This is a genomic window from Pseudomonas sp. JL3, from assembly GCF_031570575.1.
GTDB classification, from domain to species: Bacteria; Pseudomonadota; Gammaproteobacteria; order Pseudomonadales; family Pseudomonadaceae; genus Aquipseudomonas; species Aquipseudomonas cucumis.
The window spans coordinates 126,163-149,889 of the sequence record NZ_JAKWJK010000010.1 but is presented as its reverse complement, the minus strand read 5'-3'; the positions used below and the strand labels follow the sequence as shown (position 1 = coordinate 149,889).

Below are 23,727 nucleotides of genomic sequence, written 5' to 3'. Positions count from 1 at the left end.
ACCATCGTAGGAATCAGGCTCATCTCAAGCCACCTGCGGAACAAGTTGCTGGGCGAGCAGATGCTTGAGCAGTGCGCGGTAGGCGAGAACGCCGCGACTCTTGCCATCGAATTGCGAAGGCGTCAGCCCTGCCCGGCTCGCGTCACGCAAGCGGGTGTCGATCGGGATGTAGCCTTGCCAGATTTCTTCCGGGTACTTGTCGCGCAGCACGCGAAGGGTGCTGAGGGAAGCCTGAGTGCGGCGGTCGAACAGGGTCGGTACGATGCTGAACGGCAGCGCCTGTTTGCGTGAGCGGTTGATCATCGCCAGGGTGTTGACCATGCGCTCCAGGCCTTTGACGGCCAGATGCTCGGTCTGCACCGGGATCACCAACTGCTGGCTGGCCGCCAAGGCATTGACCATCAGCACGCCGAGCAACGGGGGGCTGTCGATCACGGCGTAATCGAAGTCCTGCCACAACTGCGCCAGGCTCTTGGCGATCACCAGACCCAGACCACTCTGCCCCGGCGACTGGCGCTCAAGGGTTGCCAGCGCGGTGCTCGATGGCAACAGGGAAATGCGTTCGTCACTGGTGGGCATCAGCAACTGACCGGGCAAGCCTTGCGGCACGCTGCCCTTGTGCAGAAACAGGTCGTAACTGCTGTGTTCCAGGCTGTCGGGGTCGTAACCGAAGTAGCTGGTCATGGAGCCGTGCGGGTCGAGATCGACCACAACCACGCGCTTGCCCGCCTCAGCCAGCAAACCGGCTAAAGCGATGGAGGAAGTGGTTTTACCGACACCACCCTTTTGATTGGCGACTGCCCAGACTCTCATTCGGATTGTTCCTCCCGGTCAAAAAGGTCGACCGAGAAATAGCTCAACGTATTAATGCGGGTGACGGAGAATTGACGGCGCTCTCTCGTCCCGGCGACTTGACCGGAGCCGGTGCAGTTTGTGTGCCAGCCCGCTTCAACGCGGCATCCGGTTGTGCATGAGCCGTTCCGGTACCGGTGAGGCTGCGGCGTACATCGAGATTTCGTGAAACAACCAATACCACCCGACGGTTACGCGCCCGGCCTTCGGCGGTGGCGTTATTGGCCACTGGCTGGAACTCGCCATAACCCACCGACGCCAGACGACCGGGGTTTACACCCTGCATCGCCAGCATGCGCACGATGCTCGCCGAACGCGCTGAGGACAGCTCCCAGTTGGTCGGGTATTGCGCAGTGCGAATCGGCTGATCGTCGGTAAAACCTTCGACGTGGATCGGATTGTCGAACGGCCTGAGAATCGCGGCGACCTTGTCGATGATGTTGAAGGCGATGTCGCTGGGCATGGCATCGCCGCTGCCGAACAACAGGCTGGAATTGAGCTCGATCTCGACCCACAACTCATTGCCGCGCACGGTCATCTGGTTGGAGCTGATCAAGTCGCCGAATGCCGCGCTAATGTCATCGGCAATGCTTTTGAGCGGATCGCTGGCACCGGCGATGCCGGCATCGACCTGCTCGCTGTCCTTGACCAGCGGCTTGGCCGGGGTCACGGTTTTCGGCCGTTCTTCGCCGATGGGGATCGGCTTGAGGGCGCGATCGGAGTCGGTAAACACCCCGATCAGCGCCTCGGAAATGACCTTGTACTTGCCTTCGTTGATCGAAGAAATCGAGTACATCACCACGAAGAAAGCGAACAGCAACGTAATGAAGTCGGCGTAGGAAACGAGCCAGCGTTCATGGTTTACGTGTTCTTCAGGTTGCCTGCGACGTGCCATGGTTCATTTCCCCCATCAATCCATGAAACCCTGAAGCTTCAATTCAATAGAGCGAGGGTTTTCACCTTCGGCGATCGACAGGATCCCTTCCAGCAACATCTCGCGATAACGCGACTGCCGCAATGCGATGGATTTGAGCTTGGCGGCAATCGGCAGCAGCATCAGGTTGGCACTGGCCACGCCGTAAATGGTGGCGACGAAGGCGACGGCAATACCGCTGCCCAGTTGCGACGGATCGGCCAGGTTGCCCATGACGTGGATCAGGCCCATCACCGCACCGATGATGCCGATGGTCGGCGCGTAGCCGCCCATGCTTTCAAAGACTTTGGCGGCTTCGATGTCGCGGCTTTCCTGGGTGTAGAAATCCACTTCCAGAATGCTGCGAATCGCTTCCGGCTCGGCGCCGTCCACCAGCAGTTGCAGCCCCTTACGTGAGTAGCTGTCGGGTTCGGCATCAGCCACCCCTTCCAGTCCGAGCAAACCTTCCTTGCGGGCGGTCAGGCTCCAGTTCACGACGCGATCGATGCCGCCGGCCAGGTCCACGCGCGGAGGAAAAAGAATCCAGGCGAGAATCTGCATGGCGCGCTTGAAGGCGCTCATCGGCGATTGCAGCAGCGCCGCACCGACGGTCCCACCGAGCACGATCAACGCTGCCGGGCCGTTGGCCAACGCGCCGAGGTGACCACCTTCAAGGTAGTTGCCGCCAATGATGGCGACGAACGCCATGATGATCCCGATAAGGCTGAGTACATCCATCAGAGACACGCCTCGACCAGGTGTCGGCCGATATCGTCCAGGCTGTACACCGCGTCTGCGAGCTCGGCTTTGACGATCGCCATTGGCATGCCGTAGATCACGCAGCTGGCTTCATCCTGAGCCCAGATCGCACTGCCGCCCTGCTTGAGCAGACGCGCGCCTTCGCGACCGTCGGCGCCCATGCCGGTCAGGACCACCGCCAGAACTTTGTCGCCGTAGGACTTGGCCGCGGAACCGAAGGTGATATCCACGCACGGTTTGTAGTTCAGACGTTCGTCGCCCGGCAGGATTTTCACCGCGCCACGGCCGTCGATCATCATTTGCTTGCCACCCGGAGCCAGCAGCGCCAGGCCTGGACGCAGGATGTCGCCATCCTCGGCTTCCTTGACGCTGATGCGGCACAGCTTGTCCAGACGCTCGGCGAAAGCTTTGGTGAAGGCGGCTGGCATGTGCTGGATCAGCACGATCGGTGCCGGGAAGTTGGCCGGCAACTGCGTCAGAACCCGTTGCAGGGCAACCGGGCCACCAGTGGAGGTACCGATGGCGACCAGTTTGTAGGCTTTGCGTTTCGGCGCCGGAGACGACGGCGTCGCTGCATGGGTGCGAGCCGGAATCGGTGCCGGTGCCGGACGCGCAGGCGCGCTGCTGCCGTAGCTGCTGACGCTCGAAGGCGCAGGTGTCGGGGCTGGCGCAGCCACCGGGGTCGGGGTGCTGTAAGTACTGGCGCGACGATTACTGCGCGAGATGCTGAGAATCTTCTCGCACAGCAGTTGCTTGACCTTCTCCGGGTTACGGGAGATGTCTTCGAAATTCTTCGGCAGGAAGTCCACCGCGCCGGCGTCCAGCGCATCGAGGGTGACCCGCGCGCCTTCGTGAGTCAGCGAGGAGAACATCAACACCGGGGTCGGGCAGCGCTGCATGATGTGCCGCACCGCCGTGATGCCATCCATCATCGGCATCTCGTAGTCCATGGTGATCACGTCTGGCTTGAGGGCCAGCGCCTGATCGATCGCCTCTTTGCCGTTGGTCGCCGTACCGACGACCTGGATATTCGAATCCGCTGAAAGAATTTCCGAGACGCGGCGGCGGAAAAACCCCGAATCGTCCACCACCAGGACTTTGACTGCCATAAACACTCCGTTAGACGGGGCGAGGCTCAGTCGCCCCGCTCCCCCAGAATCAAATACGCCGTGCGGCGTAACGCTTGAGCATGCTCGGGACATCGAGAATCAGCGCAATGCGGCCGTCACCGGTGATGGTGGCGCCGGACATGCCCGGGGTTCCCTGGAGCATTTTGCCCAATGGCTTGATGACCACTTCTTCCTGGCCCACCAGCTGGTCGACGACGAAGCCGATCCGCTGAGTGCCCACCGAAAGGATCACCACATGGCCTTCGCGCTGCTCTTCGTGAGCGGCGGAGCTGACCAGCCAGCGCTTGAGGTAGAACAGAGGCAGTGCCTTGTCCCGCACGATCACCACTTCCTGGCCGTCCACCACGTTGGTGCGCGACAGGTCGAGGTGGAAGATTTCATTGACGTTCACCAGCGGGAACGCGAACGCCTGGTTGCCGAGCATGACCATCAGCGTCGGCATGATCGCCAAGGTCAACGGGACCTTGATGACGATCTTCGAGCCCTTGCCCTTGGTCGAGTAGATATTGATGGTGCCGTTGAGCTGGGCGATTTTGGTTTTCACCACGTCCATGCCCACGCCGCGCCCGGAGACGTCGGAAATCTCGGTCTTGGTCGAGAAACCCGGCGCGAAGATCAGGTTGAAGCAATCGGACTCGCTGAGACGGTCCGCCGCATCCTTGTCCATCAGACCTTTTTTCACGGCGATACCGCGCAAAACATCAGCGTCCATACCCTTGCCGTCATCGGAGATGGACAGCAGGATGTGGTCGCCTTCCTGTTCGGCGGACAGGATCACCTTGCCGCTGCGAGGCTTGCCCATCGCTTCGCGATCAGCCGGCTCTTCGATACCGTGGTCGACCGAGTTGCGCACCAAGTGGACCAGCGGGTCTGCCAGGGCCTCGACGAGGTTCTTGTCGAGGTCGGTTTCTTCGCCGACCAGCTCCAGGTTGATCTCTTTCTTGAGCTGGCGAGCCAGGTCGCGAACCAGACGCGGGAAGCGTCCGAAGACTTTCTTGATCGGCTGCATCCGGGTCTTCATGACCGCGGTTTGCAGGTCGGCCGTGACCACGTCGAGGTTCGACACGGCCTTGGACATGGCTTCGTCGCCGCTGTTGAGGCCCAGACGGACCAGGCGGTTACGCACCAGTACCAACTCGCCGACCATGTTCATGATTTCGTCGAGACGCGCGGTATCGACCCGCACGGTGGTCTCGGCTTCGCTGGCCGGTTTTTCTGGTGGTGGCGCAGACGGGGCACGGGCAGGAGCCGGTGCAGCAGCGGCGGCCGGTTTCGGCGATTCGACTTTTGGCTCGGGCGCTTTGGCCACAGGTTTCGCAGCCGGTGCTGGCGCCTTGGCGACAGGAGCAGAAACCACTGCGCCAGTGCCAACCTCGGTGAACTTGCCTTTGCCATGCAATTCGTCGAGCAGCGATTCGAACTCATGATCGGAGATCAGATCGTCGCCGGCCGCTTTAGCGGTTGGCGCAGCCGGGGCCGGAGCCGAAGCAATCGCCGACTCCAATGCATCGACGGCAAAGTTGCCTTTGCCGTGCAACTGATCGAGCAGTGCCTCGAACTCGTCGTCGGTGATGTCGGAGCTGTCGCCTGCCGCTTTCGGGGCAGCCGGTGCGGCGGATGCCGCAACCACTGCATCGGCGGCGAACTGGCCTTTGCCGTGCAATTGATCGAGCAACGACTCGAACTCGGCATCGGTGATTTCGTCGCTGGTTGCCACATCGGCGGCAGGCGGCGAAACAACCACGGGAGCCTCGGCCTGAGCCTTGACGGCATTCAGCGAGTCCAGCAGTTGTTCAAATTCGTTATCGGTGATGTCGCCTGATTCGCTTTCGGCGGCAGGTGCTTGCACCGCTTCAGCAACAGGCGCCGCTTCATCGGCGGTTTGCGGCTCGGCCAGACGGGCCAGGGCAGCCAGTAATTCAGGCGTGGCAGCCGTGATCGGGCTGCGCTCGCGGACTTCGCTGAACATGCTGTTCACCGCGTCCAGTGCTTCGAGAACCACGTCCATCAGTTCCGAGTCGACGCGTCGTTCACCCTTGCGCAGGATGTCAAACACGTTCTCGGCGATGTGACAGCACTCCACCAGCTCGTTGAGCTGGAGGAAGCCGGCGCCCCCTTTTACAGTGTGAAAACCGCGAAAAATTGCATTGAGCAAGTCCGCATCATCCGGTCGGCTTTCAAGCTCGACCAGCTGTTCGGACAGTTGCTCTAGAATCTCGCCGGCCTCAACCAGGAAATCCTGAAGGATCTCTTCATCGGCGCCGAAGCTCATTAAGGGGGTGCTCCTACAGGTCTAAAAACCCAGAAAACTAAAATCCAAGACTGGATAGCAAATCGTCCACATCGTCCTGACCGGACACAACATCTTCTCTTTTATCGGCATGAATCTGCGGACCTTCACCCTGCGAGAGATGTTTTTGTGGATCTTTTTCAGCCAGCATCGCTTCACGGTCATGTTCGATACCCGCAAAGCGGTCGACCTGACTGGCCATGAGCACGAGCTTGAGCAGGTTGCTTTCAACGTCGGTGACCAATTGGGTCACGCGCTTGATCACCTGACCGGTGAGGTCCTGGTAATCCTGGGCCAGCAGAATGTCGTTGAGGTTGCTCGACACGATGCGGTTGTCTTCGCTGCTGCGTGTCAGGAAACCGTCGACCCGCCGAGCCAGTTCGCGGAACTCTTCAGCCCCGACTTCGCGACGCATGAACCGTCCCCAATCCGTGCTCAGCGCCTGAGCTTCGTCGCTCAGGCTGTTGATCAGTGGCGTGGCATTTTCCACCAGGTCCATGGTGCGGTTGGCCGCGGCCTCGGTCAGCTTGACCACATAACCCAGGCGCTCGGTGGCATCCGTGATCTGAGACACTTCCTCGGCTTGCGGCATGTGCGGGTCAATCTGGAAATTGACGATCGCGCTATGCAGCTCGCGGGTGAGCTTGCCCACTTCCTGGTACAGGCCGCGGTCACGGGTCTGGTTGAGCTCATGGATCAGTTGCACAGCGTCGCCGAACCTGCCTTTTTCAAGGCTTTCGACCAGTTCGACCGCGTGTTTTTTCAGGGTCGACTCAAAATCGCCCTGTGAAGATTCGTTATGCTCCATAGCTCCCCCGTGGCGCAGTACATCAACCGATGCGTTCGAAAATCTTCTCGATTTTTTCTTTCAACGCCTGGGCTGTGAAGGGTTTGACCACATAGCCGTTAACACCGGCCTGGGCCGCTTCGATGATTTGCTCGCGCTTGGCTTCAGCGGTCACCATCAGCACCGGCAGGTGCTTGAGCTTTTCATCGGCGCGCACGTGACGCAGCAGGTCGATACCGGTCATGCCAGGCATGTTCCAGTCCGTTACCAGAAAGTCGATGCTCCCGCTGTTGAGCACCGGAATGGCAGTGGTGCCATCGTCAGCCTCGACCGTGTTGGTGAACCCAAGGTCACGCAACAGGTTTTTTATGATCCGCCGCATCGTTGAGAAGTCATCAACGATGAGGATTTTCATGTTCTTGTCCAATTCGACCTCCAAGCAGTCTTAAACGCGCCCAGCACCTGGACGCGCCATTTCAATCAATCCGGCAAAGCACTCAATGACTGTCTGGAGCACAACAGATCGAGACCGGCGCAGTTCAACACCACACCCGCTCCATTCGCAGTGTCCCCACACTGCCTTCAGCGCGCTCGCCACTCCCCCAAACGCCCCCGCAAACGGGCCGCGCACTGGCTGTGTAACTGGCTGACCCGCGATTCGCTGACCCCCAGGACCTCACCGATTTCCTTGAGATTCAACTCTTCGTCGTAGTACAGCGCCAACACCAGTCGCTCACGCTCCGGCAAATTGGCAATCGCGTCCGCCAGCGCCGCCTGGAAGCGTTCATCTTCCAGATCGCGTGACGGCTCGAGATGAGCACTGGCGCCATCCTCGTGCAGCCCTTCGTGTTCGCCGTCCTGCAACAGATCGTCGAAACTGAATAACCGGCTGCCCAGGGTGTCGTTCAAAATTCCGTAATAATCGTCGAGACTCAATTGGAGTTCGGCCGCAACTTCGTGATCTTTAGCGTCACGACCGGTTTTAGCTTCAATCGAGCGAATTGCGTCGCTGACCATGCGGGTATTGCGGTGAACCGAACGTGGTGCCCAGTCCCCCTTGCGCACTTCATCGAGCATCGCGCCGCGGATTCGAATGCCCGCGTACGTCTCGAAACTCGCGCCTTTGCTGGCGTCGTATTTGGTTGATACTTCCAGCAGGCCGATCATCCCGGCCTGGATCAAGTCTTCGACCTGGACACTGGCAGGCAAACGCGCCAGCAAGTGGTAGGCAATGCGTTTGACCAGTGGCGCGTAACGCTCGATCAGCTCGTACTGCGCGTCACGTGCCGACTTCTTGTAGAGGTTGTAGCCACTGGCTGTCATAGGACGGGTCCTGCGGTCTGTTGCACGAGGCGCTCGACGAAAAATTCCAGATGACCACGCGGGTTGGCCGGCAGCGGCCAGGTATCGACCTTCTGCGCAATGGCCTTGAACGCCAGGGCGCACTTGGAACGCGGGAAGGCTTCGTAGACGGCACGCTGCTTCTGCACGGCCTTGCGCACGCTTTCGTCGTAAGGCACCGCACCGACGTATTGCAAGGCGACGTCGAGGAAACGATCCGTGACCTTGGTCAACTTGGCGAACAGGTTGCGGCCTTCCTGCGGGCTCTGCGCCATGTTGGCCAGGACGCGGAAACGATTCATGCCGTAGTCGCGGTTAAGCAGTTTGATCAGCGCGTAGGCGTCAGTGATGGAGGTCGGCTCGTCGCACACCACCAGCAAGACTTCTTGCGCTGCGCGGACGAAACTGACTACCGAGTCACCAATGCCCGCAGCGGTGTCGATCACCAATACGTCAAGGTTGTCGCCGATGTCGCTGAAGGCCTGGATCAGGCCGGCATGCTGGGCCGGGCTCAGATGAACCATGCTCTGGGTGCCGGACGCAGCCGGGACGATGCGGATCCCGCCAGGCCCCTGCAACAGCACGTCGCGCAGCTCACAGCGGCCTTCGATCACGTCGGCCAGGGTACGTTTGGGTGTCAGCCCCAGCAGGACGTCGACGTTCGCCAGCCCCAGATCGGCATCCAGCAGCATGACGCGCCGGCCGAGCTCAGCTAGAGCCAGGGACAAGTTCACTGACACGTTAGTCTTCCCGACGCCACCTTTGCCGCCGGTCACCGCGATCACCTGTACGGGATGCATGCTGCCCATGTTATTTCTTTACCTTGTCTTACTTAGACGGAGGCCACATTACTGGCTGCGCGTTCACCAACTGAACAATGCATGGCAGACCATCGATGTAGGTACAAAAACTGTTCATTAATACCTCAGCCAACCCGCTTGGTCGGACTGTGGTAAATATCAGCGAACATATCAGCCATGGCTTCTTCGCTGGGTTCTTCCTGCATTTGCACGCTAACGGCGCGGCTGACCAACTGATGACGACGCGGCAGATGCAAATCATCCGGAATCCGCGGGCCATCGGTCAGGTAAGCCACCGGCAATTCATGACTAATGGCCAGGCTCAACACCTCACCCAAGCTTGCCGTTTCATCCAGTTTAGTCAGGATGCAGCCAGCGAGGCCGCAGCGCTTGTAACTGTGATAAGCAGCGGTTAGAACCTGTTTTTGACTGGTGGTTGCCAAGACCAGATAATTTTTTGATTTGATGCCCCGTCCGGCCAGGCTTTCGAGCTGCATGCGCAGTGCCGGATCGCTGGCCTGAAGGCCGGCGGTATCGATCAACACCACGCGTTTGCGCAGCAAAGGCTCCAACGCCTGCACCAGCGATTGGCCCGGGTCGACGTGGGTGACCGACACGTTGAGGATGCGTCCCAGGGTCTTGAGCTGTTCCTGAGCACCGATGCGGTAGCTGTCCATGCTCACCAGCGCGATGTTTTGCGCGCCGTACTTGAGCACGTAACGGGCGGCGAGTTTGGCCAGCGTGGTGGTCTTGCCCATGCCGGCCGGGCCGACCATCGCAATCACACCGCCCTCTTCCAATGGCTCGACTTCCGGGGTGGCGATCATCCGCGCCAGGTGCGCGAGCAACATGCGCCAGGCCTGACGGGGTTCTTCAATGTCGGTAATCAGTGCCAGCAGATCGCGCGACAACGGACCGGACAGACCGATGCGCTGCAGACGACGCCAGAGGTTGGCCTGGGCCGGGCGGCTGCCTTGCAACTGATTCCAGGCCAGCGAACCCAGTTGCACTTCCATCAGTTCACGCAGGCTGTTGAGTTCGAAACGCATCGAATCGAATGCACGCGGGTCAACGCCGGTCGCTGCGGCAGGCGCAGAGGCCGAACGCCGAGGCTCGGCCAATGTCGGTTCAATCAGCGGCTCGGCGGCGGTCAACGGCAGGCCGGCGAACAATTGGCGATTGGTGCTCTTGTCGCTCTCGCCATCGCCACGCAGGCTCAGTTCGGCCTGGGCGGTGACGATCCGCGATTGGGTCTTGCGCAGCTCGTCTTCGAGTTCCATGTTCGGAACACGCGGGGCCAGCGCCGACAATTTGTAATCCAGGGCGGCCGTCAGCTCGACACCGCCGGCGATCCGGCGATTGCCAATGATGGCGGCATCGGCGCCCAGCTCATCACGAACCAGTTTCATGGCCTGACGCATATCGGCGGCGAAAAAACGCTTAACTTGCATAAACCACTACCTCAGCCGTTGGGCCCTACTGTCGCAACGATGGTCACTTGCTTGTTGTCAGGAATTTCCTGATAAGCCAACACATGCAAACCCGGGACTGCCAGCCGACCGAATCGCGAGAGCATCGCGCGCACCGGGCCGGCCACCAGCAGAATCACCGGTTGACCTTGCATTTCCTGACGCTGCGCCGCTTCAATCAACGAGCGTTGCAGCTTCTCTGCCATGCTTGGCTCCAGCAGAACACCCTCTTCCGAGCCTTGTCCTGCCTTCTGAAGACTATTGAGCAATATTTGTTCCAACCTTGGTTCCAAGGTGATCACTGGCAGCTGCGACTCAGTGCCTACAATGCTTTGCACGATTGCACGGGATACGCCGACGCGCACCGCGGCCACCAAAGCGGCAGTATCTTGACTCTTGGCGGCGTTGTTCGCGATGGCTTCGGCAATGCTGCGAATGTCTCGTACCGGCACCTGTTCGGCCAGCAATGCCTGCAAGACTTTGAGCAGTTGCGACAGCGAGACCACCCCCGGCACCAGTTCTTCGGCCAGTTTCGGTGAGCTTTTGGCCAGCAATTGCATGAGTTGCTGGACTTCTTCGTGGCCAATCAGCTCGCTGGAATGCTTGTACAGAATCTGGTTCAAGTGCGTTGCCACTACCGTACTGGCATCGACCACGGTGTAACCGAGAGATTGCGCCTGCGCACGTTGGCTGATTTCGATCCAGACTGCCTCCAGACCAAAAGCCGGATCTTTGGCGGTAATGCCGTTGAGCGTGCCATAGACCTGCCCCGGGTTGATCGCCAGTTCGCGGTCCGGGTAAATCTCGGCCTCGGCCAGGATCACGCCCATCAGGGTCAGGCGGTAGGCGCTTGGCGCCAGGTCGAGGTTGTCACGGATATGCACCGTCGGCATCAGGAAGCCCAGGTCCTGGGAGAGTTTTTTACGCACACCCTTGATCCGCGCCAGCAACTGACCACCCTGGTTGCGATCCACCAGCGGGATCAGGCGGTAGCCGACTTCCAGGCCGATCATGTCGATCGGGGTCACGTCATCCCAGCCAAGCTCCTTGGTTTCCTGGGCGCGGGCCGGCGATGGCAACAGCTCCTGCTGACGCTTGACCTCTTGCAGGGCCTGCACCTTGACGGCGTTCTGCTTCTTCCAGAACAGGTAAGCGCCCCCGGCCGCCAAGGCTGCCATGCTCAGAAAGGAAAAGTGCGGCATGCCCGGCACCAGCCCCATCACCGCCATCAAGCCAGCGGCCACGGCCAGGGCTTTCGGCGAGGCGAACATCTGACGATTGATCTGCTTGCCCATGTCTTCCGAGCCGGAAGCCCGAGTCACCATGATCGCGGCGGCAGTCGACAACAGCAGTGATGGCAATTGCGCCACCAAACCGTCACCGATGGTCAACAAGGCGTACACCCGACCGGCATCGCCAAAGGTCATGCCGTGCTGGAAGATACCCACTGCTATGCCGCCGATCAGGTTGATGAACAGAATCAGCAGGCCGGCGATGGCGTCACCGCGTACGAACTTGCTGGCACCGTCCATGGAGCCATAGAACTCGGCTTCCTGGGCCACTTCCATCCGGCGCAGTTTCGCCTGGTTCTGATCGATCAGGCCGGCGTTCAAGTCGGCATCGATCGCCATCTGTTTACCGGGCATCGCATCGAGGGTGAAACGCGCGCTCACCTCGGAAATCCGCCCGGCCCCCTTAGTCACAACGACGAAGTTGATGATCATCAAAATCGCGAACACCACGATACCAACCACGTAGTTACCGCCGATCACCACTTCACCGAAGGCCTGGATCACCTTGCCAGCGGCGGCATGGCCGTCTTGACCGTGGAGCATCACCACCCGCGTCGAGGCCACGTTCAGCGCCAGTCGCAACAACGTCGCCACCAGCAGAATGGTCGGGAACACCGCAAAATCCAGCGGCCGCAGAGCGTACACGCAGACCAGCAACACGACGATGGAAAGGGCAATGTTGAAGGTGAAAAACACGTCCAGCAGGAACGGCGGCACCGGCAACATCATCATGGCCAGCATGACCAGCAGCAACAGCGGCACACCCAGATTGCCCCGACTGAGGTCGGCAACGTTTGTGCGTGCAGTGTTGATTAACTGAGAGCGATCCACCGGTTTTCCCCGTTCCTTTAAAGCAAACTTTTGACGCCTGAAGCAGGCGCAGGGCGGCTATTGCAAGAAGCCTTCCAACTTTTGCCTTGAATGAACAGGAGCAGGAGGTACAGGGTGGAGCGATACGAAAAGTGCTCGTGAAAGCTGCCTTTTCACGCGCACTCTGATCGCTAAAAACGATTCCGATTCGCCACTGGTCAGGTGGGTACGTATGCCATGAGTCGCCAAGTCGTCGGATCGTTCAGCTGGACGTTACGCCCCCCGTATGCCGAGCCCGGAGCAAGCTCATGCGCGATGACATAACTAATCGGGAAGTCACGGTTCAATGAAAGCAATCGTCCGTAAAAAGGACCAATTCCTCCAAAAATCAACGAGAAGTCAACGAATTGACTGGGGAGCACTGGACCCACGGGAAGATAGTTTTGACCAATCCCTATTGCCCCGATACTGGCAAACCAACCGATCGCCTGACTCGCCGTAAAGCGAGACTCATTGAGCACCAAACGGTAAACATTCGACACCCGAACAGGGTAGGTAACCTCAGCACCGGCGGCATCCCTCGCGATGATGGTGGTCGAACCATTTTTAAGCCCCACGACCTTACCGTTGCCATCCACTGATGCGACAGCGGGATTGGTCGATCGAAAGGTATAGCCTGGGCGACCGCCGGTAGGGGTACGTTTTCCCGTGTTAAAAATAACTTCCTTCTCCCGCAAGCCGTAACCGGGAGCGGCAAGGATTTTCACGCCGTTCAAATCCATCTGGGCACCATTGATTGCCAACGCCGACGTGACTTTTACCGTGTACCGCGCCTTCGGCAGGACCAACGCAGTGCTTTCAGTGTCGGTACTCCCCAGCGCGATTTTGCACGTCACCTCGCATTGGGAAAGATCCTTGAGCGCATAAAACCAGCTTCGAGCCGCCTTGACGCTGATACCCAGGGAGATCTCTTCGGCGGTCAACGGGGTACCTGCTCGCAACCGCAGCGGCGTGACACCGGCGCTGCTGACCTCGATCCAGACTCGTTGCCCCACCACGGGAATTGGCAGTGGTGGCTTGATCACGCATGTCAGATCAGTCTTGATGATCCTCAGGTCGATAAGCGGCACAGCGCCGGCCTCGGCAATTTTTGGACCGGTCAGGCCTGGATTCAGATCGATGATTTTTTTAACGGTCAATTCCAGCAACTCGGATGTGAGGGTCCTGGAGTTCCTGTGCAGCTCGTAACTGAATTCGACTTTTTTGCCCAGGTTTTCCGCGATGAACGCCGTGGTCAATGGGAAAGCCGCGCGATTTTCGGCGTCCAGGGGTAGAGGTTCAAACGTCGGCGATCCCGCGCCTGGCGCCCCCAGGACCTTTAGCTGCACCCTATCGTCCTGACGCGGCGCTGCCAGATGCACCCGCGCAGTGGCGCCCGTGGGGTTTTCCATCGGGTCAAGCGTCCCACCAGACGTACGCCAGACCGTGGGCGGCTGTAAGGCCGCCGATGCCTCACCCAGGAAGAACTCGTGCGCTACTGACGCTTGTGGCAAAGTCTTCGGCCGCTCGAGCCACCACAAGACGCTGAAGAATTGATCGTGGAAGGCCTGGATCGTCGATGCGTCCAGCCAGAAGTCAAGATCCTGGCCTTGCTTGCCATGCTCGATCAGCAAACGATCCCGAAACACCGATTCAAGGGTATCGCCACGCCCCTCGACATGCACCACGTCTCCCAACTGAGTGTAGGCAGCCGCTGCCACTTCAATATTGGTCCCGTAAGGCACATCTTTCGGATTGAGCACCCCATCGACCACGCCCTCGACCTTCGGAGCAGGCAGTTTAGCCTCGAATTTTCCGACACGAGCGGTCAATGTCTCCGACTCCAGGGGTGCACCCATCGACGGATGACTCAACGTATAGGAAACGACAACAGAACCCCGAATCAGCGGGCCGATATTCTTGGCTGGCACGGTAAACGGAATAGCCTCGCCCTCCAGGGACTCGCTGACATCACGATAAGCCTGGTAGAGATGGGACTGCCCCGATGCGGTTGTCCCTAACCAAGTGAGCGTGACCCGGCATCCCGTTTTGATCCGCTCATCGGGTCCACACTGCACGACCGTTTGCGCCAACCCGGAATCCAGAGTCCCCCCAACCAGATCCGACACCAGTGGGGCAGGCAGACGCAGGCTCTTGCCCAGCACAGACAGGCAATAGCGCTCAGAGGGATCCTGCGAACCATCGACCTTCGTACGCCGGTAATCCACCTGTACCAAACCGGGCGCGCTGGCCAGCACGACAGCATTCGGAATCTCGAACTTCTGAATGCCCAAGCGGGTGATTGTCTGTTCCTCGCTGTGCTCGACCACCACACCGCCCTGAGGCGTGCTTAGCCATTTGAGCTGCAGCCTCTCATTGAGGGCAAAGCCTGGACGCGTCACGATTTCGACGAGCAGATCGTCGTACCCCACCTCATCGAGCCCTACCCAGTCCTCGTTACCGGCCAACGGCACAAACACCGGATCCAGCCAATTGACCCCGGGGTCACTGATGATCGTTAAACGCTCAGAAAAAGCACTGACGTTATGCACCTGGTCCCTGAGCTGATAAACCACGACGGCCGGGTGTGCGGGACCTGCCTCAGCAATCACCCGCGGCGTGATGAAGACCTCAATCGCTTCGCCGACCTCCTCTTCAGCCACGGTGCGCTGAATAACCACACCATGGAAATGGAGAAACAGTTCATCGCCCTTTTCCATGAACGGCCAGGCAGGCACAACGGCGGTTACGCCCTCTTCAGCCACTTCCTGATCGATGACCTTGCCCGAGGCCAACTGCAGCTGCGCAGGCTTGAGCAACTGATGACCCGGCTCGTCCGGCTCGGGGTCGAGGCCGCCCGGGGGGTCAATCTTGAACCAGACCGTCAGCTCGGCCGACTCCGGTAGCTGACCGCTGCTGCGTTGAATGTCGTACTTGAGGACATGAACGCCCGATGGGATCTTGTCAGCGGCGACATACAACGAAAGATCAGCATTTTCATGGTCTGAAGGCACCGCCAGGCTTGCAACCAGTTTGTCGTCGATGAACAGCTTGATATCGTCGTGCTCAGCCATATTCAAATAGGCTTGAACAAGCACCAGCAGACCATCGGCATGGGTGTACAGCATGGGCTTGTTGACACCCACCTGTGCTGGCGCAAAGTCGATGTCGATGAACTGTCCCGGGATGTAAGGAGGGCTCAGCGAAAACAAATCCGCCTCATTGTCCGATCTGTTTGGAAAGTGATTGATAGTAACCTGTGCATCGTCAATCTCGTTCAAGACCGGCATTACCATAGCTTCGTTCATAAGAAACCCTCCGATTTATCTCGGAGCAATCTGCCCCAAGGCGACGAAGCTATTGGAGCCCTTATTTGAACGCCCGCCTACTGTCAGAACTAACAGGTGACCGTGGGGAAGAGGCCTTCCAACGATTCATGTAGTCGTTGGGGTGAGTGAAAATGTCGAATGGCGCTTTGTTATTGCCTATCTGTCCCGCCGCCTCGAAAAAGTAGTTATAGGCATAATGGTCCTCGGGCGGGTTGGGCATTGAGAGGGAGGGTTCCCGACCTCATGACATCGCTAAAGCAGGGAAACTGTCTACTGTCAGAACAAATAGGTAGAAGTTTTTTCGGATAAGCGGAAGGTTGCCCGCAGAGCAAAAGATCGCAGCCTTCGGCAGTCCCTACACAAGCATTGTGTACACCCTGTAGCTACCGAAGACTGCGATCTTTTGATCTATCAGGAATCGCGACGCAAATCCGGTGGAATCGGCAAATTATCCTGGAGCGGATCCGGACGCTTGCCCTTGCCGGCGCGGAACTGGCGGATCTGGTAGACGTAGGCCAGTACCTGAGCGACCGCCAGATAGAGCCCGCCGGGGATTTCCTGCTCCAGCTCCGTGGAGTAGTAGATCGAACGCGCCAGCGCCGGCGATTCGAGCAGCAGCACATTGTTGGCCACGGCGATTTCACGGATTTTCAAGGCCAGGAAGTCGCTGCCCTTGGCGATCAGCATCGGCGCCCCACCCTTTTCCGGATCGTATTTGAGGGCCACTGCATAGTGGGTCGGGTTGGTGATGACCACGTCGGCCTCGGGGATCGCGGCCATCATCCGCCGCTGGGACATCTCGCGTTGCAACTGGCGAATGCGTTGCTTGACCTCTGGTTTACCTTCTTGATCCTTGTGCTCGTCGCGCACTTCCTGCTTGGTCATCAAAAGCTTCTTGTGGCTTTCCCAGAGCTGCACCGGTACGTCGACCGCGGCAATGATGATCAGCCCGCAGGCCATCCACAAGGTGCTCCAGCCGACCACTTGCAGACTGTGAATGATCGCCATGTCCAATGGCTCGTGGGCGATGCGCAGCAGATCGTCGATGTCCGACGACAAGACCGCCAACGCCACGAACAACACGATGAAAAACTTCGCCAGGGCCTTGAGCAACTCCACCAGCGCCTTGGCCGAAAACATTCGTTTCAGGCCCGCCCCCGGATTCATGCGACTGAACTTGGGCGCCATGGAGCCGGCCGCGAACAGCCAGCCGCCCAGGGAGATCGGACCAATAAGCGCGGCCAGCAGCAAAGTGATCATCACGGGTTGAATCGCCAACAACGCAATCTGCCCCGAATGCAGCAGATAAGTGCCCATGGAGCGCTGATCCAGAATCACCTCTCGCGAAAGCGAGAAATTCATGCGCATCAGCTCCATCAGATCCTCGGCCAGGGCGCCGCCAAAAATCAGCAACCCGCCAGCGCCGGCAAGCATGACCGCCAGGGTGTTGAGCTCCTTGGAGCGCGCAATCTCGCCCTTCTCACGGGAGTCCTTTTTACGTTTCTCCGTGGGGTCTTCTGTTTTGTCCTGACCGCTTTCGCTCTCAGCCATGACTCAGCGCGCCCGTGCCAGTTCGCGTAACAACTGCAAAGCCTCGGAGGCCAGCGGTTGATACTGATTGAGAATGTCCGCCAGACCAACCCAGACAATGAACAGCCCAAGCACCAGGGTCAGCGGAAAGCCGATCGAGAAGATGTTCAGCTGCGGCGCCGCCCGGGTCATCACGCCAAACGCAATGTTGACCACCAGCAACGCAGTGATCGCCGGCAACACCAGTAACAGCGCCGCACCGAGCACCCAGCCGAGTTTGCCCGCCAGTTCCCAAAAATGATGGACCATCAACCCGCCACCGACCGGCAGCGTGGTGAAGCTTTCGGTGAGGACTTCGAACACCACCAGATGGCCGTTCATCGACAGAAACAGCAGGGTCACCAGCATGGTGAAAAATTGCCCGATCACCGCCACCGACACACCGTTCGTAGGGTCGACCATCGAGGCGAAGCCCATGCCCATCTGGATCGCGACAATTTGCCCGGCGACCACGAACGCCTGGAAGAACAGCTGCAAGGAGAAACCCAACACCGCGCCAATGATGATTTGCTCGGCGATCAGCAGCAGTGCGCTCAGGTCGAGTGCATTGACCGGCGGCATTGGCGGCAAACCGGGAGCGATCACGAAGGTGATCGCCAGGGCGAAGTACAGACGCACGCGCGTGGGCACCAGTGTCGTGCCGAAAATCGGCATGACCATCAGCAACGAACCGATGCGAAACAACGGCAACATGAACGTCGCCACCCAGGTGCTGATCTGGGTATCGGTCAGCTGAAGCAGCGACATGGCTTAGCCGATGACCTGAGGAATACTGTGGTACAGCTGCAGAATGTATTCCATGAAGGTCTGCACCAGCCACGGGCCGGCAACGATCAGCGTCACCAGCATCACCAGCAGGCGCGGCAGGAAGCTCAGGGTCTGTTCGTTGATCTGGGTAGCCGCCTGGAACATCGCCACCAACAAGCCCACCAGCAAGCTCGGAATCACCAGCACGGCCACCATCATGGTGGTCAGCCACAGCGCTTCGCGAAAGATGTCTACGGCAACTTCCGGCGTCATGGTGAAACACCGCCGAAGCTGCTCGCCAAGGTGCCGATGATCAACGCCCAGCCATCCACCAGCACGAACAACATGATCTTGAACGGCAAGGAAATAATCAGTGGCGAGAGCATCATCATACCCATCGCCATCAGCACACTGGCCACGACCAGGTCGATGATCAGGAACGGAATGAAGATCATGAAGCCGATCTGGAACGCGGTTTTAAGCTCCGAGGTGACAAACGCCGGAACCAGAATCGTCAGCGGCGCCTGATCAGGCGTAGCGATGTCGGTGCGTTTGGACAAGCGCATGAACAGCTCCAGATCGCTGCTGCGAGTCTGGGCCAGCATGAAGTCCTTGATCGGCACCTGCGCCTTGGTCACGGCATCCTGGGCGGTGAGCTTCTCCGCCAGATACGGCTGCAAGGCATCCTGATTCACGCGATCGAACACCGGCGCCATGATGAACATGGTGAGGAACAGCGCCATGCCGGTGAGGATCTGGTTCGACGGTGTCTGCTGCAAGCCCAGGGCCTGACGCAGGATCGAGAACACGATGATGATCCGGGTGAAACTGGTCATCAGCATGACGAACGCCGGGATGAAACTCAGCGCGGTCATGATCAGCAGGATTTGCAGGCTGACCGAGTATTCCTGAGCGCCTTCGGCGTTGGTGCCCAAGGTGATCGCCGGGATCGACAACGGATCGGCGGCGAACGCCAGCGGCGCGGCCAGCATCAGGGCCAGCGTCAAGACGATGCGTAACGCACCCATTACTTCTTATCCTTCTGGTCCTTGCCCAACAACTCAAACAGGCGCTGGGCGAACTCCGGGGTCGCTTTTTCAGTCCCGCTCGGCACTTGCACCGGCTCCTTGAGCACATGCAACGCGGTGATAGTGCCGGGGCTCAGGCCGAGCAGAATCTGTTCGTTGCCGACCTGCACCAGCATCAAGCGGTCCCGGGGACCTAGCGCGCGGGAACCGATCAGTTCGATCACCTGCCCTTTACCGGCGGGCCCTGCCTGCTGGACCCGGCGCAGCAGCCAGGCGAGGAAGAAGATCAACCCCAGCACCAGCAGCAAGCCGAACACCAACTGCGTCAATTGCCCGGCCACCCCACTGCTGACGGCCGGCGCAGCCGCCGCTGTCGCAGCCGTCGCAGCCGTCGCCACCGGTTCAGCCGCCAGTACGGCAAATGGCAAGGCCAGCGCCAACCCAAGCGCCAACCTACACACCCCTCCCAGAACCTTTTTCACTCAGCGCAGCTTCTTGATGCGTTCGCTTGGGCTGATCACGTCGGTAAGGCGGATGCCGAACTTTTCGTTGACCACCACCACTTCACCGTGGGCGATGAGCGTGCCGTTGACCAGCACATCCAGCGGCTCGCCGGCCAGACGATCGAGCTCGATCACCGACCCCTGGTTGAGTTGCAGCAGGTTGCGGATGTTGATGTCGGTGCTGCCGACTTCCATGGAAATGGACACCGGGATATCGAGGATCACATCCAGGTTCGGACCGTCCAGGGTGACCGGATCGTTGCTCCTCGGCACGCTGCCGAACTCTTCCATCGGCAGACGGTTGGACGGCGAGCCGGCGGCATCGGCGGCCAGCAAGGCATCGATATCGTCCTGCCCGGCGTCACCGGTTTCTTCCAGGGCCGCAGCCCATTCATCAGCCAGTGCCTGGTCGTCCTGGGCGTTCATATCGTCGTTCATCATTTGTCCTCGGCGGGCACCTGCTCAATCAAGAGCAGTCAATTAAAAGGGGGGTGGAGCGCCGGTCAGCGGCGCTCGATCGGCTCGATCACCTGCAACGCAAGGTTGCCTTTGTGCGAGCCCATCTTGACCTTGAAGGCCGGTACGCCGTTGGCGCGCATGATCATTTCTTCCGGCATCTCGACCGGAATAATGTCCCCGGGCTGCATGTGCAGGATGTCGCGAAGGCGCAGCTGACGGCGGGCCACAGTGGCACCGATCGGTACGTCGACGTCCAGCACGTCCTGGCGCAAGGCATTGATCCAGCGCTCGTCCTGATCGTCGAGGTCCGACTGGAAGCCGGCGTCGAGCATTTCGCGCACCGGCTCGATCATCGAGTACGGCATGGTCACGTGCAGGTCGCCGCCACCGCCATCGAGTTCGATGTGGAACGTCGACACTACAACGGCTTCGCTCGGGCCGACGATATTGGCCATCGCCGGGTTCACTTCCGAGTTGATGTACTCGAAGTTCACTTCCATGATCGCCTGCCAGGCTTCCTTCAAATCGACGAAGGCCTGTTCCAGCACCATGCGCACCACACGCAGTTCGGTGGGGGTGAATTCACGCCCTTCGATCTTCGCGTGACGGCCGTCGCCGCCGAAGAAGTTGTCCACCAGTTTGAACACCAGTTTGGCGTCGAGGATGAACAGCGCGGTGCCGCGCAGCGGTTTGATCTTGACCAGGTTCAGGCTGGTCGGCACGTACAGCGAGTGCACGTATTCGCCGAACTTCATCACCTGCACGCCACCGACGGCAACGTCCGCCGAGCGGCGCAGCATGTTGAACATGCTGATGCGGGTGTAGCGGGCGAAACGCTCGTTGATCATTTCCAGGGTCGGCATGCGTCCGCGGACGATGCGATCCTGGCTGGTCAGGTCGTAGCTTTTGACACTGCCGGGTTCGGCAGCGTTATCGGTCTGTACCAGACCATCATCGACGCCATGCAACAGCGCATCGATCTCATCCTGGGACAGCAGGTCCTGCACGGCCATGTCGTGTTCCTACTGCAGTACGAAATTAGTGAAAAGCAACTGTTCGATCACCACTTTGCCCAGCTCTTTCTGCGCCACTTCCTGGACGCTGGCCGTGGCCTTCTGACGCAACATCTCCTGGCCGACCGGGCTCGCCAGCGTGGCGAAATCCTGACCGGAAAACAGCATCACCAGGTTATTGCGGATCACCGGCATGTGGACTTTGAGCGCGTCCAGATCGGCCTGATTACGGCCCTGCAGGGTGATGCTCACCTGCATGTAGCGCTGGCGGCCGTTCTGGTTGTAGTTGGCCACGAAGGCCGGCGCCATCGGTTCGAAGATCGCCGGCTGCTTGCCGACCACGGCAGTTTCAGCCTCGGGGACAGGTTTGCTCTGGGCGCTGTGCATGAAGAACCAGGTCGCCCCCACGGACAAGCCGATCGCCAGCAACAGGGCCACGACGATCACAATGATCAGCTTGATTTTGCCTTTGGTTGCGGGGTCTTTCACTGGTGCTGCGTCGCTCTTAGCCATGCCAATAATCCGTCACTATTCGGGTTTTCACAGTCGCACGGCAAGGCAAGAGCAAGTGTTATGCCAGAAGTGTCGGGAGGGAGTTGAGGCAAAGGATCATCAGCCACCACAAAACAAATGTGGGAGCGAGCCTGCTCGCGATAGCGGTGTAACAATCAACGCCGATGTTGAATGTTACTGCCTCATCGCGAGCAGGCTCGCTCCCACACAGGGGGTGTTGCGTTTGATCAGGCGTAGTAGTCGACGGCGCTGGAGCCAATCACGCTGGCGGTGTTCGCGGCTACTTCAGCGACAGCCCCAGGGAGTTCTTCATCGACAGAATCGAGGCGACCGCCGCTGGCGTTGGTACGTCCTCCCTGCCCCTGTTGAGCCTGCTCCTGACCCTGCCCCTGCCAGCCTCGGGACTGATCGGAAACGTTGACGTCGACCTGACCCATACCCTGCTGCGCGAACATGTCACGCAGGCGATGCATTTGCCCGTCGAGCGCTTCGCGAACGCTGGGGTGGGCACTCATGAAGGTCACCTGGGTCTGCTGATCCGGCACCATGTTCACCCGAATATCGAGGCGTCCCAGCTCGGCTGGTTGCAACTGGATATCGGCCGCCTTGAGATTGGCGCTGGACAGGTACATGACCCGATTGACCACCTCTTCGGTCCAACCACTCTGATGCATGGCGATTGGCTGGTTCACCGGCAATGCATTGGCAGTCTTCGGCGTTGCCGCCTGGGTCAGTGCCGCCAGACGGTTGGCAAAATCATCGACACGGGTATCGCTGCTGGCGGACTTGAGGTCCTTGAGGCCATCATCGATCAGGCCACTGAAGGCCTTCTCGCCGCCCTGGCTAGTGCTGTCCTGATCGGCTTGCACATCCACCATGCTCGCCATGCCCGCGGCAAAGTTTTGTGCCGAAGTTGGCTCGCCATCGACTTGAGCCGCGGTCGGCGCCGCTTTTGGCTGGGCCTGGCTGGCGGCCGAAACGTGCCCGCCCTGCTCCATCGCCATGCGCACGGCTGGCAGCGCATCGAGAGGATCGGCTTCGGGGTCGAAATCTGGATCTGCAGCCGCAACCGCCTGCGCCGCTGCCGCGCTAGCGGCGGCTGTGGCAGGGACCTCAACGGATGATTGCACAGTGGCCACCACCGGTGGAGTTTCCGGCACGGTAGCCTGTACAACCGGCGCGACTACCTGCATCAAGGCCGGATCGAGGCTCGGATCCACCGGTGTCGCATCGGCTACCGGGGTGTCGGCAACTGCGGACGTATCGTCCGCGGCCGTCTTGTCGTCAGCCTGCGCCGGTTTATCGGCGGGCAAGGATTTGCCGTTATCGGCAACAGTCGGTTCCGGGGCGGCAGACTTGTCGTTGCTCACGTCCTTTTTGCCGGTGCTGTCCGGCGCTTTGTCGCGCGCAGGTTTAGCCGATCCGTCCGCCACGGCCGAAGGCCTGTTCTGGGCCTGATTGGCGTAGACCTGAGCGAAGCTGGACGCCTTGTCCCCGGGCTCAACCGTCAGCGCCGGTGCATTGGCGGACGCTGCTTGAGCCTTGGCCATAGTGGCGGCCTGAAGAAGAATGTTTGGGGTAACGGGCATAAAACGGTCTCCGCTGCACTGGGATCGTAGGTACAGTTGAGCAAATTGATTGCAAGGGTCGAGCCAGCTTTGCTCGCGGGCCGCTAAAAGCGCCGGACGGGTGCTTTATTCAGCAAGGGAGCGCTGGCGCTCCGCTTCGTAGAGGGGCCGGACAATAGCGAATTCGCCGTCAATTTCTCCGACCAGCGCTTCAATGCCTTCGAGGCTTTTCTGCTTGGCCCGCTGCTCCAGCTCATGGCACAGCTCGGCCAGCCGGGTAGCGCCCATATTGCTGCTGCTGCCTTTGAAGCTGTGCGCAGCGGCGCCCAACTGATCGGCATCGTCAGCTTTTCGCAGCAGGCTTAGGCGCTCTTCGGAGTCGGCGAGAAAGGTATCAAGCAATTCTGGATACCCGTCCTCCATAACTTCCTGCAACGCGCTCAGCACGCCACGATCCAGATGTGTGTTGTCCACTTGTTCACTCCTTTGATCAAG

At 59.6% G+C, this 23,727-nt stretch carries 22 protein-coding genes; all 22 read right to left on the bottom strand.

Annotated features, from left to right (window positions below):
- Positions 1 to 24: 24 nt before the first annotated feature.
- Positions 25 to 813, bottom strand: a complete 789-nt coding sequence (locus MMG91_RS18135; RefSeq protein ID WP_305448772.1) for a ParA family protein — start codon at positions 811 to 813, stop codon at positions 25 to 27.
- Positions 814 to 856: 43 nt separating this feature from the next.
- Complete coding sequence (gene motD, locus MMG91_RS18130) at positions 857 to 1,747, bottom strand: flagellar motor protein MotD (protein ID WP_305448771.1); 891 nt, start codon at positions 1,745 to 1,747, stop codon at positions 857 to 859.
- A gap of 15 nt (positions 1,748 to 1,762) precedes the next feature.
- On the bottom strand, positions 1,763 to 2,503 hold the full coding sequence (locus tag MMG91_RS18125) for a flagellar motor protein (RefSeq protein WP_305448770.1): 741 nt from the start codon (positions 2,501 to 2,503) through the stop codon (positions 1,763 to 1,765).
- Positions 2,503 to 3,633 carry a chemotaxis response regulator protein-glutamate methylesterase gene (locus MMG91_RS18120; protein WP_310660315.1) on the bottom strand — a complete coding sequence of 377 codons (1,131 nt, stop codon included), beginning with the start codon at positions 3,631 to 3,633 and terminating at the stop codon, positions 2,503 to 2,505. Before MMG91_RS18120 ends, MMG91_RS18125 begins: the two co-directional genes overlap by 1 nt.
- A 49-nt stretch (positions 3,634 to 3,682) precedes the next feature.
- A complete protein-coding gene (locus MMG91_RS18115; protein ID WP_310660314.1) occupies positions 3,683 to 5,926 on the bottom strand; it encodes a chemotaxis protein CheA in 2,244 nt (747 codons plus the stop codon).
- 37 nt (positions 5,927 to 5,963) lie between these two features.
- Positions 5,964 to 6,752 (bottom strand): protein phosphatase CheZ, encoded by a 789-nt coding sequence (locus tag MMG91_RS18110; protein ID WP_305448767.1) that lies wholly within the window; start codon positions 6,750 to 6,752, stop codon positions 5,964 to 5,966.
- Between the two features lie 22 nt (positions 6,753 to 6,774).
- Complete coding sequence (locus MMG91_RS18105; protein ID WP_003183998.1) at positions 6,775 to 7,146, bottom strand: chemotaxis response regulator CheY; 372 nt, start codon at positions 7,144 to 7,146, stop codon at positions 6,775 to 6,777.
- A 167-nt stretch (positions 7,147 to 7,313) separates the two neighbouring features.
- Positions 7,314 to 8,054, bottom strand: a complete 741-nt coding sequence (gene fliA / locus MMG91_RS18100) for an RNA polymerase sigma factor FliA (protein WP_007894214.1) — start codon at positions 8,052 to 8,054, stop codon at positions 7,314 to 7,316.
- On the bottom strand, positions 8,051 to 8,881 hold the full coding sequence (fleN, locus tag MMG91_RS18095) for a flagellar synthesis regulator FleN (RefSeq protein ID WP_003222917.1): 831 nt from the start codon (positions 8,879 to 8,881) through the stop codon (positions 8,051 to 8,053). The genes fliA and fleN overlap by 4 nt, the downstream gene beginning before the upstream one ends.
- 116 nt (positions 8,882 to 8,997) lie before the next feature.
- Positions 8,998 to 10,323 carry a flagellar biosynthesis protein FlhF gene (gene flhF / locus MMG91_RS18090; RefSeq protein ID WP_310660313.1) on the bottom strand — a complete coding sequence of 442 codons (1,326 nt, stop codon included), beginning with the start codon at positions 10,321 to 10,323 and terminating at the stop codon, positions 8,998 to 9,000.
- 11 nt (positions 10,324 to 10,334) lie between these two features.
- Positions 10,335 to 12,464, bottom strand: coding sequence for a flagellar biosynthesis protein FlhA (gene flhA, locus MMG91_RS18085; RefSeq protein ID WP_310660312.1), 2,130 nt, complete (start codon positions 12,462 to 12,464; stop codon positions 10,335 to 10,337).
- Between the two features lie 197 nt (positions 12,465 to 12,661).
- Positions 12,662 to 15,790 carry an Ig-like domain-containing protein gene (locus tag MMG91_RS18080; protein WP_310660311.1) on the bottom strand — a complete coding sequence of 1,043 codons (3,129 nt, stop codon included), beginning with the start codon at positions 15,788 to 15,790 and terminating at the stop codon, positions 12,662 to 12,664.
- A gap of 432 nt (positions 15,791 to 16,222) precedes the next feature.
- Entirely contained in the window at positions 16,223 to 17,362 is a 1,140-nt protein-coding gene (flhB, locus tag MMG91_RS18075) for a flagellar biosynthesis protein FlhB (RefSeq protein ID WP_310660310.1), read from the bottom strand.
- A gap of 3 nt (positions 17,363 to 17,365) precedes the next feature.
- Positions 17,366 to 18,148, bottom strand: coding sequence for a flagellar biosynthetic protein FliR (fliR, locus tag MMG91_RS18070; protein WP_305448762.1), 783 nt, complete (start codon positions 18,146 to 18,148; stop codon positions 17,366 to 17,368).
- 3 nt (positions 18,149 to 18,151) lie between these two features.
- On the bottom strand, positions 18,152 to 18,421 hold the full coding sequence (gene fliQ, locus MMG91_RS18065; RefSeq protein WP_007938648.1) for a flagellar biosynthesis protein FliQ: 270 nt from the start codon (positions 18,419 to 18,421) through the stop codon (positions 18,152 to 18,154).
- Positions 18,418 to 19,176, bottom strand: a complete 759-nt coding sequence (gene fliP, locus MMG91_RS18060) for a flagellar type III secretion system pore protein FliP (RefSeq protein WP_253548824.1) — start codon at positions 19,174 to 19,176, stop codon at positions 18,418 to 18,420. Before fliP ends, fliQ begins: the two co-directional genes overlap by 4 nt.
- Complete coding sequence (fliO, locus tag MMG91_RS18055) at positions 19,176 to 19,658, bottom strand: flagellar biosynthetic protein FliO (protein ID WP_310660309.1); 483 nt, start codon at positions 19,656 to 19,658, stop codon at positions 19,176 to 19,178. The genes fliP and fliO overlap by 1 nt, the downstream gene beginning before the upstream one ends.
- Positions 19,659 to 20,117, bottom strand: a complete 459-nt coding sequence (fliN, locus tag MMG91_RS18050) for a flagellar motor switch protein FliN (RefSeq protein ID WP_405046549.1) — start codon at positions 20,115 to 20,117, stop codon at positions 19,659 to 19,661.
- Positions 20,118 to 20,182: 65 nt separating this feature from the next.
- Positions 20,183 to 21,151 (bottom strand): flagellar motor switch protein FliM, encoded by a 969-nt coding sequence (gene fliM / locus MMG91_RS18045; RefSeq protein WP_008072629.1) that lies wholly within the window; start codon positions 21,149 to 21,151, stop codon positions 20,183 to 20,185.
- 9 nt (positions 21,152 to 21,160) lie between these two features.
- Positions 21,161 to 21,664, bottom strand: coding sequence for a flagellar basal body-associated protein FliL (fliL, locus tag MMG91_RS18040; RefSeq protein ID WP_305448759.1), 504 nt, complete (start codon positions 21,662 to 21,664; stop codon positions 21,161 to 21,163).
- A 227-nt stretch (positions 21,665 to 21,891) separates the two neighbouring features.
- Complete coding sequence (locus tag MMG91_RS18035; RefSeq protein WP_310660307.1) at positions 21,892 to 23,253, bottom strand: flagellar hook-length control protein FliK; 1,362 nt, start codon at positions 23,251 to 23,253, stop codon at positions 21,892 to 21,894.
- A gap of 105 nt (positions 23,254 to 23,358) precedes the next feature.
- A complete protein-coding gene (locus MMG91_RS18030) occupies positions 23,359 to 23,706 on the bottom strand; it encodes an Hpt domain-containing protein (RefSeq protein ID WP_310660306.1) in 348 nt (115 codons plus the stop codon).
- Between the last annotated feature and the right edge of the window lie 21 nt (positions 23,707 to 23,727).

Excerpts from the sequence above, each read along its gene's own strand:
- MMG91_RS18135 (WP_305448772.1), bottom strand. The coding sequence starts at position 813 with ATGAGAGTCTGGGCAGTCGCCAATCAAAAGGGTGGTGTCGGTAAAACC.
- motD (WP_305448771.1), bottom strand. The coding sequence starts at position 1,747 with ATGGCACGTCGCAGGCAACCTGAAGAACACGTAAACCATGAACGCTGG.
- MMG91_RS18125 (WP_305448770.1), bottom strand. The coding sequence starts at position 2,503 with ATGGATGTACTCAGCCTTATCGGGATCATCATGGCGTTCGTCGCCATC.
- MMG91_RS18120 (WP_310660315.1), bottom strand. The coding sequence starts at position 3,633 with ATGGCAGTCAAAGTCCTGGTGGTGGACGATTCGGGGTTTTTCCGCCGC.
- MMG91_RS18115 (WP_310660314.1), bottom strand. The coding sequence starts at position 5,926 with ATGAGCTTCGGCGCCGATGAAGAGATCCTTCAGGATTTCCTGGTTGAG.
- MMG91_RS18110 (WP_305448767.1), bottom strand. The coding sequence starts at position 6,752 with ATGGAGCATAACGAATCTTCACAGGGCGATTTTGAGTCGACCCTGAAA.
- MMG91_RS18105 (WP_003183998.1), bottom strand. The coding sequence starts at position 7,146 with ATGAAAATCCTCATCGTTGATGACTTCTCAACGATGCGGCGGATCATA.
- fliA (WP_007894214.1), bottom strand. The coding sequence starts at position 8,054 with ATGACAGCCAGTGGCTACAACCTCTACAAGAAGTCGGCACGTGACGCG.
- fleN (WP_003222917.1), bottom strand. The coding sequence starts at position 8,881 with ATGGGCAGCATGCATCCCGTACAGGTGATCGCGGTGACCGGCGGCAAA.
- flhF (WP_310660313.1), bottom strand. The coding sequence starts at position 10,323 with ATGCAAGTTAAGCGTTTTTTCGCCGCCGATATGCGTCAGGCCATGAAA.
- MMG91_RS18080 (WP_310660311.1), bottom strand. The coding sequence starts at position 15,790 with ATGAACGAAGCTATGGTAATGCCGGTCTTGAACGAGATTGACGATGCA.
- flhB (WP_310660310.1), bottom strand. The coding sequence starts at position 17,362 with ATGGCTGAGAGCGAAAGCGGTCAGGACAAAACAGAAGACCCCACGGAG.
- fliR (WP_305448762.1), bottom strand. The coding sequence starts at position 18,148 with ATGTCGCTGCTTCAGCTGACCGATACCCAGATCAGCACCTGGGTGGCG.
- fliQ (WP_007938648.1), bottom strand. The coding sequence starts at position 18,421 with ATGACGCCGGAAGTTGCCGTAGACATCTTTCGCGAAGCGCTGTGGCTG.
- fliP (WP_253548824.1), bottom strand. The coding sequence starts at position 19,176 with ATGGGTGCGTTACGCATCGTCTTGACGCTGGCCCTGATGCTGGCCGCG.
- fliN (WP_405046549.1), bottom strand. The coding sequence starts at position 20,117 with ATGAACGACGATATGAACGCCCAGGACGACCAGGCACTGGCTGATGAA.
- fliM (WP_008072629.1), bottom strand. The coding sequence starts at position 21,151 with ATGGCCGTGCAGGACCTGCTGTCCCAGGATGAGATCGATGCGCTGTTG.
- fliL (WP_305448759.1), bottom strand. The coding sequence starts at position 21,664 with ATGGCTAAGAGCGACGCAGCACCAGTGAAAGACCCCGCAACCAAAGGC.
- MMG91_RS18035 (WP_310660307.1), bottom strand. The coding sequence starts at position 23,253 with ATGCCCGTTACCCCAAACATTCTTCTTCAGGCCGCCACTATGGCCAAG.